The organism is Clostridium fermenticellae, from assembly GCF_003600355.1.
GTDB lineage: Bacteria > Bacillota > Clostridia > Clostridiales > Clostridiaceae > Clostridium_AV > Clostridium_AV fermenticellae.
In genome coordinates this window covers 2,086,453-2,101,520 of the sequence record NZ_CP032416.1, presented here as the reverse complement: position 1 = coordinate 2,101,520, position 15,068 = coordinate 2,086,453, and the positions used below count along the sequence as shown (strand labels likewise).

Here is a 15,068-nt window from a genome sequence, read left to right as displayed (position 1 = left end):
GTTTATTATTTCAAGAACACATAAGTGCAATTAGAAGTGTGTCTACAGTAACTTTTATATATATAACAATTCTTATTAGTGATAAGGGAAAAGTTATAGCATTATATTTTAAATTTATAGATATATGTTTATGGTATTTTTATTTTGTGAAAATATAAAAATTCATTTTATAAACATGTAGAAGCGGTATTTATTTAAAGCATTGTGCAAAGGAATTTATGTAATTTGCCTTTGGACTAGCCTTTGTTTTGAACGCTGCAGGGTTAAGTTTTGTATATAACAGATGTTTTACTTTAAGTGATTATTGATACGTTAATTAAGTCAAAAAGAAAGTGCTTGTCCAAAGCTTCCTTGCGAGGGAATCCAAGCCTATTATAAGACCATAGAGCATTGCCTCCTGGGATTGGGGCGGAGCATCCCATAAAAGTTAAAGACACTGGTCAAGCTTTTTGTCTGAGTGTGCGAAGAGTTAAAGCTTGGCCAGTGCTTCAGTTTCTGGAAGGTAATACTTATCTAAAAATTGATTAAACAATATTAAAAATAAGCGACACAACTCAATTGTTGAAAATGAAAATACGAACGATGTTTTTTGAAAATTGAACAATACGGTATAAAAAATAGACATAGCTTCAATAGAACGCCTAGAATCCCTTAATGCTATTATGAAAAATAAAAAAAGTAATATAATTTTTATATTAAGTAGAGATAAATAAAAACTAGAATTAACAAAGTAGTTAAAAAATATTTAAGCATTGAGGAGGATAATTATGAGATATGAATTAAAATGGATAAGGAGCAGTGCTGATTTTGAAGCCATTACAGAAACTAGCACGTGTATTGTAAGGCTAAAGAATACTGATGATTTACAACAAGAATTTTATTTATATTCCTTTAAATTTAATTTAGTTGCTAACCAATTAATAGATGATACTATGTCATCTAGAAATAATGGCAAAAATGATAGTTGGTTCTTCCCTATTGTTTTTTTATATAGACATAGCCTAGAACTATTATTAAAATCTATAGCTTTTAAATATATAATTGATAAGAATGATAAAATAACTTTTGTTAAAACTACTGGACATAATTTGAAGAGGATTTTTGATGTTATAACAAGTCAAGCAATGGAAAATAGTTTAGATACGAGTAGAGAAGAAATAAGATGGTTAGATGATTATTTGTCTGATATTTCGGATGTCGATAGTCAATCTGATATGTTTAGATATCCATTTAGTAATAAAATGGCAGCTTTTTTTACCAAGCAGACGCATGTTAATTTGAGAGCATTAAAAAAGAACATGAATACTGCTTATTCAATCTTATATGATATTTTAAATAATAGTATAAAATCTGTATATCAAGGATATGCTCCAATATTGCTTTTATCAGGAGGGGATTACTACGAACAGAGTGTGATTGGATGGAAATCTAGTAGTTGTGACTTTTATCCTTATATCAAAGGTTATATGGAGGCTGCAGACTATTTAGGTAAGAGTATATCTGAAAATGATTCTCTAAAAGATGAATTGTTTTTGCCTATGTGTTATTTATATAGAAATGGAATTGAGCTTTCTTTAAAACGTATTTTATTCGAGGATTGTAAACTTAGCTATGATAAAGCATTTGGAATCATTCGAAGAAAAAAGTACAGTATCTTAAAAGTGTGGAACTCAATTAAAAATGAAATTGATAGAAATTCAAATGCCCCTAAAGATGACACAACAATGGAGGATGTTGAAATTTATGTAAATCAGTTACATAAAATAGATATGAGTTCAGACAAGTTTAGATATCCAGTAGATAAAAACTTAGTAATTCATTTTAAAAAAGAAGCTAAATATGATATAAAAAATATCAGATTATGTTTTGATGAGCTATTTACATTTTTAGATTGTGTAGATGGTATGTTAGCAAATATTAGAGATATAGAAGCTGAAATAGAACAAGAAATGAGGAGCTATGCTGAGGATTACAATGATTATTAAGATTAAAACAAATTTATCATAACTAAAATAAATATTATATAAAAATGTTATAAAGCATAATCAAATGAGTTATCCAATACCGTATTATTCATGTAATTGAATTTTATGGTATTTTTATGTCGTAATCTAAATAATTTATGAAGATATAGTCAAGTTTTTTATCTGGGTGTGGAGTGATTCTATAAGATGTGAGAAGTGAGCACATTATGAAAAATATAGGTAAGTTAAAAAAATATTTCAGAGATGAAGCAGAAAAACTTATCCAATTATCTTATATGTAATCCCATATAGTGGAATGAATTATGTAACTATATTTCAGAAAATTATACAGATTTATACTCAAATCTGTAACACAACCCTAACACAACCGGGGGAGAAAAGTAATGCATTTAGGTTTATTAGAAGGACAAGCTATATCTGGAGACTGTTGATATATAAAGGTTTATAAACTTGTATAATTTTAATATAATGGCCATTCTATTACACCGTAGTTGATAGAATTAATCATTTATTTGCCCTATAGTTTTAGGGCACTTTTTTTATTTGTGTTTATATATTTTTTTCTGGGTTGTGTTACAGTTGTGTTATTTCATATAAAAAATGCTTTCACGAAATCGTGAAAGCATTGATATCTGGCAGGGGTAGTAGGTCTCGAACCTACAACCAACGGTTTTGGAGACCGCTACTCTACCAATTGAGCTATACCCCTATATAATATCATTAACACATACTACTTAGCCGGTTACTGACAATGACTATTATATGACAGGAAAATTTGTATGTCAAGCCTTTTAAATATTTTTTGTAATTAAATCAATTGTATATAAAATAAATTCAATTAAAAACTTGGTGGGGTCATTGTCCATATTGATATTGCTTCGACTTCTCCAATATTTACAAATCTGTGTGCAACTGTGCTGTCATAATATATGCTATCTCCCTCATTGAGTATATATTCTTTGTTTCCATATTTTATTTTTATAGTTCCCTGAATCATATAACCACATTCTTCACCCTCATGGCTTATAAGATCATCTGAACTGCATTTACCGGGTTCAAGTTTTATTAATAATAGCTCCATTTTTTTATTTAAATTTGGACTTAATAATTCATATGTGACATTTGAATTTGGAATTATTATTTTTTTTCTTTCACTTTTTCGTATAATTGGAAGGTCATCTTTATAGTCGTCGAAAAAATAATTCATTGGTACATTAAGGGCTTTTGCTACTTTCCATAAAGATATTACAGATGGAATGTTTATCCCTCTTTCCATTTGGCTTATAAGACCTGTACTTAAATTACATGTCTTTGCTAATTGTTCAATACTAATTTTCTGTTGTTTTCTCAGTTGTCTGATTTTTCCACCTAATTGCATAGTATCACCACTCTAAATATGTTATTTAACTATAATTAATTATGAGTACAATAAAATAATACTACATAATCCGCTAAAATTAAACATTAATTTGTGCCAATTGATTAATTATATTGTTCTTAGTTTGCAGTTTAACTTATGTTTAAGTAAATATATACAGCGCTCGACTTGTAAAAACTTTTTAATAAATTTAAAGCCATCTAAATATAATCTACTTTAGATGGCTTTAAAATTTACTTTATATATGTTTTTGTGTACTTATAATTTTTTCATATCTTGCGTACATGAGAATTGAGATTATTGAAAATATAAGTGGTCCTGCAATCATCCATATAGATGATACTATGTCACCGGTTAGAGCAGGTTTTATTATTACAGTTACATTTGCAAATACAACTGTAAAGGTGACTAATATAGTCCATATTAATGAACTTGTATGACTTTTATATATTACAAAAGGTTTTTCAATGCTGGTATTCTTTTTAAATTTATAGAATACACTTGACATAAATATATAAGGAAGTGTCGTTGCAACATTTGTCATAAGAACTAATTTATCAAAAAATTTACTAGCGCCTTGCCCACCTAAACTTACTATTAACATAAAGAACACTATTAAGATACATTGAACCCACATAGCATTTTTAGGAAGACCATCTTTTATTTCGGATAATTTTCCTGGCCAAAGTTCTTTAGGAGTACCTTCTATAAGTTGTTTCAATGGAGAATATGAATAAGAAATAAGTGCTCCGAAGTATGTCAAAAACATTGACAGTCCAACGAGTCTTCCTATCCATGAACTAAAGACTAATGCAGTCGTATGGCTTAAGCCAATAGCTGTAGCAAGTTGGTATCCCATATTATTCATCATTATTATTGTTACATTTACCATGTTTATATCTTTGCCGGATAATACACCCTGCCAGTTAGTAAATATACCACATGCAAATATACCAAGGATATATCCAACAGCTATGATTATAGAACCCATTAAAACGCCCTTTGGGAAGGTTTTTTCAGAGTTTTCAGTGTCATCAACTACACCTGCTACAACCTCAATACCAGCATATGCCAGTATTGCAAATGATATGAAGGATAGTATTGATACAGCAGATCCATATGCTGGATTTGGTGAATGTAACAGTGTGTTCATATTAAGAGGTTGATCCATATGACCTTTGCCTGCTATAAATATTATTATTGCACCTATATATGCCACTAGATTTATAAATCCAACGGAAATTCCACCAACGGATGTTATTTTGATTATTTTATCTAGTCCTTTAGTTGATATTAAGGTTAAAAGTATTGCGAATATTATAGACAGTAATCCTAATGTATGTGTCGAATTCATACCCAGTATTGACCAACCTGATGTTGTATCTGTACCAAATATTATAGTAGAAAAATGAATCCATATTGAATTACATGTTAGTATTATCCATACAAGCCAACCTATATACCACATGAATATTGTGATAAATGCATATTTTGGACCTACAATTTTTTTCATCCATGAATATATTCCGCCTTTTTCTTTTTTAAATGCTGCTCCATATTCTCCAACCATGAAGGCAAAAGGAATTAGAAAAGTGATTGCGGCAAGTATATACCATGGAATTGCGGCATAACCCATTAATAAAAATGCTCGTGGAACATTTGGAAACATAAAAACGGAAGTTAAAACCATAAGCGATAGTGGTATTAGTGTTAATTTTTTTTTGCTTTTAATATTTTCTGACATTTTTATCACCCTTTCATTTTTTTGAAATAAATTTTTAAAATAATATTCATTATATTGAAGATTTATTTTATTATATCACTTATTCTTCATTTATTTTAAAAATCCTTCTAAAAAATAAAAAAATTTTTCAATTATATGAAAAAATAATAATTTTTTGACGAATAGATATTTTAATTATATATAAAATATGTTGAGAACTACTAAATTTATATTTAAAATGTTATAATAATTCTTGAATTATACATTTATTAAAGAAAAATTTTGGCACTATGAACAATAGGTGTAAATAAAATTTATTATGACTATTTAACTATAGAGGAGGTAGTGATATGAAATTTAAATCAGATATAGAAATAGCTCAAGAATGTGAAATGAGACCTATAAAAGATATTGCTTCAAAACTCGGAATATCTGAAGATGACATTGAACTTTATGGAAAATATAAAGCTAAAGTGGATTATAATCTATTAAAGAAAAATAAAGGAAAAGATGGAAAATTGATATTGTGTACTGCAATTAATCCAACACCAGCAGGAGAAGGAAAAACAACCACATCAATAGGTGTGGCTGATGCATTATCAAGGCTTGGTAAATCGGTAGTGGTTGCTTTAAGAGAGCCATCTATGGGACCTGTTTTTGGTATAAAAGGAGGAGCAGCAGGAGGCGGATATTCACAAGTAGTTCCGATGGAAGATATAAATCTTCATTTTACTGGTGATATACATGCAATAGGTGCTGCAAATAATTTACTTGCGGCAATGATAGATAACCATATTTATCAAGGCAATAGTCTGAACATAGATCCAAGAAGGATAACCTGGAGAAGATGCGTTGATATGAACGACAGACAGCTTAGGTTTGTAACGGATGGGCTTGGCGGAAAGGCAAATGGCATGCCAAGAGAAGATGGATTTGATATAACTGTTGCATCTGAAATAATGGCTATATTTTGCCTGTCCTCAGATATAAATGATTTAAAAGAAAGACTTGCAAAAATAGTAATAGGGTATACTAGAAATGGTGAACCGGTAACCGCACATGATTTAAAGGCTGAAGGTGCAATGGCGGCCATTTTAAAGGATGCTTTAAAACCTAATTTGGTTCAGACTCTAGAAGGAACGCCAGCATTTGTTCATGGTGGTCCATTTGCAAATATAGCACATGGATGTAATTCGCTTATGGCAACTAGAATGGCTAAGCACTTTGGTGATTATGTAGTTACTGAAGCCGGATTTGGTGCTGATCTTGGAGCGGAAAAGTTTCTTGATATAAAATGCAGAATGTCAAAACTCAAACCAGATGCAGTAATCATAGTAGCAACAGTTAGAGCACTTAAATACAATGGCGGAATTAAAAAGAATGAATTAAATGTTGAGAATCTGGATGCACTTGAAAAAGGACTCCCAAATTTACTAAAGCATGTTGAGAATATAACTAAAGTATTTAAGCTTCCTGTTGTAGTTGCTATAAATAAGTTTCCAACTGATACTGATAAAGAAATTGAATTAATGCAAAAAAAATGCAATGAATTAGGAGTTAATGTCAGGATTTCTAATGTATGGGCAGAAGGCGGAAAAGGTGGTATAGAGGTTGCAAAAGAGATTTTAAGACTAATAGAAGAGGAAGAAAATAATTTTGAATATGCCTATGACGAAAAACTTCCTATCAGAGAGAAAATAAGGACTATAGCTCAAAAAATATACGGTGCTGATGATGTAATATTTACAACTAAGGCCGGTAAGGAGATAGATGAACTTGAAAGGTTAGGATTTGGAAATACACCAGTATGCATAGCAAAAACACAGTATTCTCTCACTGATGATAAGAATATCTTAGGGAGACCTACTGGATTTACTATAACTGTGAATCAAGTGACTATTTCAGCGGGAGCAGGATTTGTAGTAGCAATAACTGGTTCTATAATGAAAATGCCGGGACTTTCAAAGACACCAGCTGCTGAAAAAATAGATGTCGATGAAAATGGAGTTATAAGTGGGCTATTTTAATATTATGAGGGGGACTGCACTTTGAAATTAGCAGAAAATACATTTTGTGAGTTTATAGAAAAATTATCCTCAAAATCGCCTACACCAGGAGGCGGTGGAGCTTCAGCGCTTCTTGGGTCAGTCGGAACAGCTCTTTCAGGTATGGTTGCAAATCTTACAATTTGCAACAAGAAGTTCACAGAATATAGAGATGAAATTGAATATATGCTTAATAAATCCCGAGCAATACAAACTCAATTTTTAGAGCTTATGGATAAGGATGCAGAAAATTTTTTACCTTTTATAAAGGCATTTGGGCTTCCAAAATTAACTGAGGAAGAAAAGAAATTTAGGGAAAATGTCATGCAGAAATGCTTGAAAAATGCATGCACAGCGCCAATTGAAATAATGGAAAAATGCTTGGAGGCTCTCGAAGTACATGAATACTTTGTAGATCATTGTTCTAAGATGATTGTAAGTGATATTGGGGTCGGAGTTCAATCACTAAGATCGGCATTATTGGGTGCTCATTTAAGTGTAATTATAAATATAAATTCAATTAAGGATAGTGATTATACTTCTAAGATAAAAAGAAAAGTCAATTTGCTTGTTAAAGAAGGAACAGCAAAGGCAGATATGATTTACGAAAAAGTATGCACTATACTTTCAAAATAAATTTCTATATGTAAAGGAGATTTTTTGTAATGGGGGCTATTATTAAAGGAAAGCCAGTTGCAGATTCCATAAGTGAAGGTATAATTCTAGAGGTTAAAGAATTAAAAGAAAGAAATATAATTCCAAAGCTTGTGGCAGTTAGGGTTGGAGAAAATGAAAGTGATCTATCCTATGAGAGAGGGGCATTTAAAAGATGTTCTAAAGTGGGAATAGAAATGGAAGTAAAGAAATTTCCCGGTAGTATATCTGAAGAAGAGTTTATAGCAGAAATAAAAAAGTTAAACGATGATAAATCAGTAAATGGTATACTTGTGTTTAGACCTCTTCCTAAGCAGTTAAGTGAAGATAATATAAAGTACATAATATCTCCGGAAAAGGATATTGATTGCCTGAGTCCTATTAATGTCGCAAAGTTAATGGAAAATGATAATACCGGTTTTGTACCATGTACACCGTCAGCAGTAATGGAAATATTAAAGTATTATAATGTAGATATAGCTGGAAAGAATGTCGTTATAATAGGCAGGTCAATGCTTGTTGGAAAACCAATATCGATACTGCTTTTAAATGAAAATGCAACAGTTACAATATGTCATTCGCAAACCAGGGATATTTCTATGTTTTCTTCGAAGGCCGATATAGTTATAGTTGGAGTTGGAAAAGCCAATATGATTGATGAGAGTTATATTAAAGAGGGTGCAATTGTAATAGATGTTGGTATAAATATTTGTAGTAATGGAAAATTATGCGGTGATGTAAATACTGATAGGTGTTTCAATAAAGCTTCGATGATAACTCCAGTTCCATCAGGGGTTGGATCTGTAACAACGTCTGTCCTCGTAAAGCATGTCATAAAAGCTTGTAAACTGCAGAACAATGTATAAATATATTAAGTATTTTATTATATGCATATTGAAGACTTATTTTTTATGTGCTATACTATAAGTAATTTAATAAAGATATGTTTTAAGGCAGAGTATAAGAGAGCCAATTTTGAGGTATGTTATATCTTAAAATTGGCTCTTTTTTTATTTGTTTTGAGGGGGTATTTAAATGTTTGATGTAACAATTATAGGATCTGGTGTAATAGGTTCTGCAATAGCTAGAGAACTATCAAAATATAAGCTTAGAATATGTGTTATAGAAAAAGAAGCTGATGTAGCAAGTGGTACAACCAAAGCCAATAGCGCTATAGTGCATGCAGGATTTGATGCTAAACCTGGTACTTTAAAAGGTAAGTTGAATGCAGAGGGAAACGCAATGTTTGATAAACTTTCAAAAGAACTTGATTTTCCTTTTAAAAGAAATGGATCATTCGTATTGTGCTTTGATGAGAAGGATTTAGGTAAGCTCCGTAAATTAAAAGAACAAGGCAGGAAGAATGGTGTACCTGATCTTGAGATATTGGATGGTGACAAAGTAAGGTCTATGGAGCCAAATCTATCTGAAAGTGTTGTAGGAGCTCTATTTGCTCCGACTGGAGGTATAGTTTGTCCATATGAAATGACAATTGCATTAGCAGAGAATGCTTTTACTAATGGCGCTGAATTTAAATTTGATTCTAAAGTTAATTCAATAGATAAGAAAGATGGAAAGTATACTGTGATTACCAACAAAGGAACAATAGAAACTAAATTTGTAATAAATACTGCTGGAGTTTATGCAGATGAGATAAATAATATGGTAAGTAAAAATAAAATAAAGATAATACCGAGGAAGGGAGAATACTGTCTTTTTGACAAGGCTGTTGGAAATACTGTAGCAAAGACTATATTTCAGCTTCCAACTAAAATGGGAAAAGGCGTTCTAATTACACCAACTATTGACGGAAATCTTTTGGTTGGACCGAATGCGGTAGATGTAGATGATAAGGATGATTTAAATACAACCAGTGAGGGAATAAATGAGATACTTAGTAAAGCCTCCTTTAGTGTAAAGTCAATACCTGTAAGACAGGTTATAACTTCATTCTCGGGGTTAAGAGCCCATCCAATATCCGGGGATTTTATAATTGGAGAAGCAAAAGATGCTGAAAACTTTATAAATGCAGCAGGAATTGAATCACCAGGACTGTCAAGTTCACCTGCAATAGCTAAAATGATTGAAGAAATTGTTGTCCTTAAATTACACCCTGAAAAAAATGATAAGTTTAATCCTATAAGAAAGGGAATACCAAAATTTAGGAAAATGACAAATGAAGATAGAAAGAAACTTATAGCACAAGATCATAGATATGGTAAAATAGTGTGTAGATGTGAAACTGTTACAGAAGGTGAAATTGTAAATTCAATACAGAGGCCATTAGGCGCTAGAAATTTAGATGGTATAAAGAGAAGAACTAGAGCTGGAATGGGTAGATGTCAGTGTGGTTTTTGTTCAACGAGGTTAGTTGATATTTTGTCTAGAGAACTTAAAGTCGATCCTAGAAGTATAACTAAATATGGCAAGAATTCTAATATACTATGTGGTAAAAATAAAGAGGATATTTAGTTTATAGTTATGAACTATTAAAAACCGATTTTATATGGAGGGTTAAAAATGCAATCATATGATATAGTTGTAATAGGAGGAGGCCCTGCGGGACTCGCAGCAGCCATCTCGGCTAAAGAGGAAGGCATAGATGATATTTTGATATTGGAAAGAGAAGATCAATTAGGTGGAATTTTAAATCAGTGTATTCATAATGGATTTGGACTTCATACGTTCAAGGAAGAATTAACAGGTCCTGAATATGCACAAAGATTCATAGATAAAGCGATTGATTTAAAGATCCCATATAAGTTAAATACAATGGTTCTTAATATAAATGATAAAAAAGAAATTACAGCTGTTAATGAAGAAGATGGAATTATAGAGATAAAGGCAAGGTCAATAATTCTAGCAATGGGCTGCAGAGAAAGACCAAGAGGAGCAATAAATATACCTGGCAGTAGGTGTGCTGGTATATATACTGCCGGAACAGCTCAAAAATTCGTAAATGTTGAAGGTTATATGCCCGGAAAAGAAGTTGTAATACTTGGGTCCGGGGATATCGGGCTTATAATGGCAAGGAGAATGACATTAGAGGGTGCTAAGGTTAAGGCTGTAGTTGAACTTATGCCATATTCAAGTGGGTTAAAAAGGAATATAGTTCAATGTCTGGATGATTTTAATATACCACTTAAATTAAGTCATACAATAACGAATATAAAGGGAAAAAGCAGGGTTGAAGGTGTAACAATTGCTAAAGTTGGTGAAGATAGAAAACCTATAGCTGATACAGAAGAATATATAAAATGCGATACAATACTTCTTTCAGTAGGCCTTTTACCTGAAAATGAACTTTCAAGGAAGGCAAATGTGAAATTATCTAATGTAACGAGTGGACCAGAGGTAGATGAAAGTCTTGAAACTAATATTGAAGGTATATTTGCATGTGGTAATGTTCTTCATGTACATGATCTTGTTGATAATGTTACACTTGAAAGTTATAACGCCGGGAAAAATGCAGCTAAGTATGTAAATGGTAAGAGATTTAATGGTGAAAAAATAGAAATTATAGCCACAGATGGTGTAAGATATACGGTACCTAAATATGTAAATCCAGAAAACATAGAAAAAGTTTTAGATGTTAGATTTAGAGTTGGAAGTGTTTATAGAGATAATTTTATCAGCGTTTATTTTGGCGATAAGAGAGAAATGCATATAAAGAAAAGAATTCTTACACCAGGTGAGATGGAAAATGTTAAGCTTACAAAAGCAGTTTTTGATAAGTACAGTGACTGTAAAAAAATAATCATTAAAGTTGAAGGAGAGTAATTTTTATGGATATAAGAGATTTAGTTTGTATAGGATGTCCTATGGGATGCCAGCTTCAGGTTAAATTAGATGGAAAAAAGGTTATAGAAGTTACAGGTAATACCTGTAAAAGAGGAGAAGAGTATGGTAAAAAGGAATGTGTAAATCCTACTAGAATAGTAACTTCATCTGTGAGTGTAAAAAACGGAGCAATAGATGTTGTACCAGTTAAGACTGAACATGATATTCCAAAGGCAAAAATATTTGATTGTGTAAAGGCATTAAAAGACATTAAAGTTGAGGCACCAGTTAAAATAGGTGATGTAATAGTTAAGGATATACTTGGTACGGGTGTTAATATTATAGCTACAAAAAACATTGTAGCAAAATAGTTTGAAAACTGTGAGTAAGAGAAAAGGATGTCCCAGATTACGTGAGATATCCTTTTTAAAATAAATTTTTAAAGCATTCCTTACATATGATAAGTGAACCTTTGTTTGCAGTAATTATATCATTATTATTTATAGGCTTTCCGCATATATTACAGCACATTTTATTTTGGTCTGGTTGGCTCTTTATGTTGTTTGCTTTGTATTTCGCAAATTTTTTGTTTGATGGAGGAGAGTAGTTAATTGGTTTACTGCTCAATTCTTTTCTGCATATTTTAAAGTTCATTTCATAGTCACTTTCACAGAATAATTCTAGTTCAAATCGTGGGTTTTCCTTATCATAAAATTCCTCTATTATTAATCTTCTTATTTGAGCATCATTTATGATTAGACCGCTTTTTTCTATACCATCAAATATACTTTTTGTTATATTTGTTGTATCAGGATGTCTCTTTTGGCTTTTGTAATATACCTTTAATAATGCAATTAAGGATTCTTTTAATGTCAAACCTGGATTTTGAGATCTTGCTTCATATGCTATTTCTTCTTCATATATTGCATATCTATCATGATATTTACCAGAATTGTATGGAAGAATAGCCCTTCCTTTTGCATTTGAAAGTTTGAAGTTTGATTTTGTTATTGGAGAACCCTGTACTACTATTTTTGCGTAATTTTGTTTCATATATAACTGCTCCTCTGTAAATTAATTCTTTAAATTTAAATGGCATAATTTGCTGTGAATGTTTGATATGTTTTCACTTCCAATCTAACTTTACAATTATCTCTTTAAGTAAGTTGATATTATAATTATAACATACAAATTGCATATATTGCGTATTAAGCATTGATCATAGATATATGGTTATAAGGACAAACTCAACTCACATCGCAGAGGTATACTTGGAAACTGAAGGCACATCTAAAAAGTTTTTTACATCTCTTGGCGAAGTCTTTTAGAAAAATTTTAGTAGATTATATATGTTTGAGCAAAGCGAGTTTATATAATCTGTTTAAATTTTTAAAAGACAAGCTTAGAGATGTTAAAACTTTTTTAGGGTGCCGGAGTTTGTGAGTATACCTCTGCGGTGTGAGTTGAGTTTGTCCTTATAAGCTATATATTTAAACCAGGTTATATGCTTAATAAGCGAAATATCACCTTCAAGGGTTCTAGGGCGATTAGCCCTTGTAATTTATACTATAATTACAATCTTAAACATATATTGAAGTAATTAAAAAAGCCTGAATAAGATCATATTTTAAATGATATCCGGGACTTTAAGGTTTTTCACAGCACTTTGTCAAAATTTATAGAAAAGTTTTAGATGTGTCTTCGGCCTTACAGTATCCTACTACGTAAGAATTCTACTTATGTTTACATCAAATACTTAACATACCAATAAAAATATATAAGTGATTTTATAACTTTATGTAAATTTGATAAACTTTCTGAATATAATTTCGCCTTTAAGGGTTTATGGCGATAGCCATATTGATTTAAAAGTCCTTTACTCCATTTAAACCTAAATCATATATAATCTCACTCATTTTCTTGTATAGTATTCGCCAACTTACATTATAATTTCCATGATTGTATTCTCTTTATAAAGATTTTACGGACGTAGTCCTTGTATACATAGTATTAATCCCGGAGGGATATTTTAAAACTACAGAAGTTATAATAAATAACGAAATTTTTCCCGGTAGAAGATTAAATATATCTAAAATTAAAATAGCCTGCCCTTCACAAGAAAAACAGAACGCCCTAACGGGCTTGAAGGCTTACAGCCTTCCTTCTTTAAGTTTATAGTAGTGACTGTACTAATTTAATTATTAGGACATTAACTTCCCGGGTATATAGTAAAACTCACATTTAAATTTAAATAATTCAATAGGACTAACCGTCCTGGAATCATTTCATTTATCTAAAATTTTAGTTAAATATCTTTTATGCTCAAAAAGATCTTAAAGTTCTGAATATACTATTTGAATTACAGGTTATTCAGACTTTTTTAGTTATCTTAACAGATGTCTAAAACTGCAATTATAGTATAAATCAATATGGCTATCGCCATAAATCCTTAAAGGAGAAATCATATTTATCAAGTTTACATAAAGTTATATAATTATTTATATACTTTTATTAGTATATAAAGCATTTATTGATTTAAGTATATAACTTATAAGGACAAACTGGACTTATACGTGGGGGTGCAATAACAAAATGAAAGCACATTTAAAAAGTTTTTTTACAGTTCTTAGCGAAGTATTTTAGGAAATTTTAGTAGATTATATATGTCTGAGTTTTACGAGTTTATATAATCTGCTTAAATTTCCAAAATACAAGCTTAGAACTGTTAAAACTTTTTAACGTGCTGAGTTTTGTTATTGCACCCTTACGTATAAGGCTAGTTTGTTCTTATAGCCCCATATATCTATGATCAATGCTTAATACGCAATATATGCATTTTTAGTACAATAAGTATAACTTCATGTTAATTTTAGTTTGTAATCGATGTAGTTTAATTATATAATAAAATAAGTTAATTATACCTGTAATAATTATAATATAAAATAAGTCATGGGGGTAAGGGTATATAATGGATGACAAAGATGATAAATATGTTGGACTATTAACGAAATCTTGGAACAAAATGTTTAAAATAGGGAATTACACTACACTTCCAGATCAATTTGAAGAACTTAAAGAATTAACTCCACGCGAAATAGGAATAATAGCTATTGTATATGACAAACCTGATATTATATTGAGGGAAATATGCGATTTTTTGAGTGTCCCTAAAAGTTCAATGACTAGCATGATTGATAGGCTTGAGAAAAGAGATTACATAAAAAGAATTATTTCGAATAGAGATAGACGTTCATATGGAGTTGAACTTACTGAAAAGGGGAGGAAAGTTCAAAATCAGCATGAACAATATAAAAGAATGATTTTCGAGAAAATTATAGATTCTCTTGATAGTAATGAAGAGCAAGAAGAATTTGTAAGATTAGTGGACAAGATTACTGCGAATATAAAACTTTAATAAAAAAGCTTCTCATTTTATTAAATGGAGGTATATAAATGATTGATATCAAAAAAATTAGTTTGTCATTGACATAAAAAAATGATTT

Annotated in this window: 11 protein-coding genes and 1 tRNA gene; 8 read left to right on the top strand and 4 right to left on the bottom strand. The window is 30.7% G+C overall.

Annotation, left to right across the window (positions count from 1 at the left end; genetic code table 11):
* The first annotated feature begins 767 nt into the window (after positions 1-767).
* Entirely contained in the window at positions 768-1,985 is a 1,218-nt protein-coding gene (locus D4Z93_RS09795; protein WP_119973126.1) for a hypothetical protein, read from the top strand.
* A 633-nt stretch (positions 1,986-2,618) separates the two neighbouring features.
* Here D4Z93_RS09795 and D4Z93_RS09790 read toward each other — a convergent pair.
* The 3 genes from D4Z93_RS09790 to yjeM all read right to left on the bottom strand — a co-directional run bounded on the left by D4Z93_RS09790 (position 2,619) and on the right by yjeM (position 5,107).
* Positions 2,619-2,694: transfer RNA gene (locus tag D4Z93_RS09790), tRNA-Trp, on the bottom strand.
* 129 nt (positions 2,695-2,823) lie between these two features.
* Positions 2,824-3,363, bottom strand: coding sequence for a helix-turn-helix domain-containing protein (locus D4Z93_RS09785; protein ID WP_119973124.1), 540 nt, complete (start codon positions 3,361-3,363; stop codon positions 2,824-2,826).
* Between the two features lie 238 nt (positions 3,364-3,601).
* A complete protein-coding gene (gene yjeM / locus D4Z93_RS09780) occupies positions 3,602-5,107 on the bottom strand; it encodes a glutamate/gamma-aminobutyrate family transporter YjeM (protein WP_119973122.1) in 1,506 nt (501 codons plus the stop codon).
* Positions 5,108-5,436: 329 nt separating this feature from the next.
* Here yjeM and D4Z93_RS09775 point away from each other — a divergent pair, with 329 nt between their 5' ends.
* The 6 genes from D4Z93_RS09775 (at position 5,437) to D4Z93_RS09750 (ending at position 11,936) form a co-directional block, all read left to right on the top strand.
* Positions 5,437-7,113, top strand: a complete 1,677-nt coding sequence (locus D4Z93_RS09775) for a formate--tetrahydrofolate ligase (protein ID WP_119973120.1) — start codon at positions 5,437-5,439, stop codon at positions 7,111-7,113.
* A 21-nt stretch (positions 7,114-7,134) separates the two neighbouring features.
* A complete protein-coding gene (locus D4Z93_RS09770) occupies positions 7,135-7,767 on the top strand; it encodes a cyclodeaminase/cyclohydrolase family protein (RefSeq protein ID WP_119973119.1) in 633 nt (210 codons plus the stop codon).
* A 29-nt stretch (positions 7,768-7,796) separates the two neighbouring features.
* Entirely contained in the window at positions 7,797-8,651 is an 855-nt protein-coding gene (locus D4Z93_RS09765; protein ID WP_119973117.1) for a bifunctional 5,10-methylenetetrahydrofolate dehydrogenase/5,10-methenyltetrahydrofolate cyclohydrolase, read from the top strand.
* Between the two features lie 169 nt (positions 8,652-8,820).
* A complete protein-coding gene (locus tag D4Z93_RS09760; RefSeq protein ID WP_119973115.1) occupies positions 8,821-10,257 on the top strand; it encodes an NAD(P)/FAD-dependent oxidoreductase in 1,437 nt (478 codons plus the stop codon).
* 48 nt (positions 10,258-10,305) lie between these two features.
* Entirely contained in the window at positions 10,306-11,565 is a 1,260-nt protein-coding gene (locus tag D4Z93_RS09755) for an NAD(P)/FAD-dependent oxidoreductase (RefSeq protein WP_119973113.1), read from the top strand.
* A gap of 5 nt (positions 11,566-11,570) precedes the next feature.
* On the top strand, positions 11,571-11,936 hold the full coding sequence (locus tag D4Z93_RS09750; protein WP_119973111.1) for a DUF1667 domain-containing protein: 366 nt from the start codon (positions 11,571-11,573) through the stop codon (positions 11,934-11,936).
* 55 nt (positions 11,937-11,991) lie between these two features.
* On the opposite strand, the gene D4Z93_RS09745 is transcribed toward D4Z93_RS09750, so the two are convergent.
* A complete protein-coding gene (locus D4Z93_RS09745) occupies positions 11,992-12,618 on the bottom strand; it encodes a RusA family crossover junction endodeoxyribonuclease (protein ID WP_119973109.1) in 627 nt (208 codons plus the stop codon).
* Positions 12,619-14,533: 1,915 nt separating this feature from the next.
* On the opposite strand from D4Z93_RS09745, the gene D4Z93_RS09740 reads away from it, so the two are divergent.
* Positions 14,534-14,980, top strand: coding sequence for a MarR family winged helix-turn-helix transcriptional regulator (locus D4Z93_RS09740; protein ID WP_119973107.1), 447 nt, complete (start codon positions 14,534-14,536; stop codon positions 14,978-14,980).
* Positions 14,981-15,068: the final 88 nt, after the last annotated feature.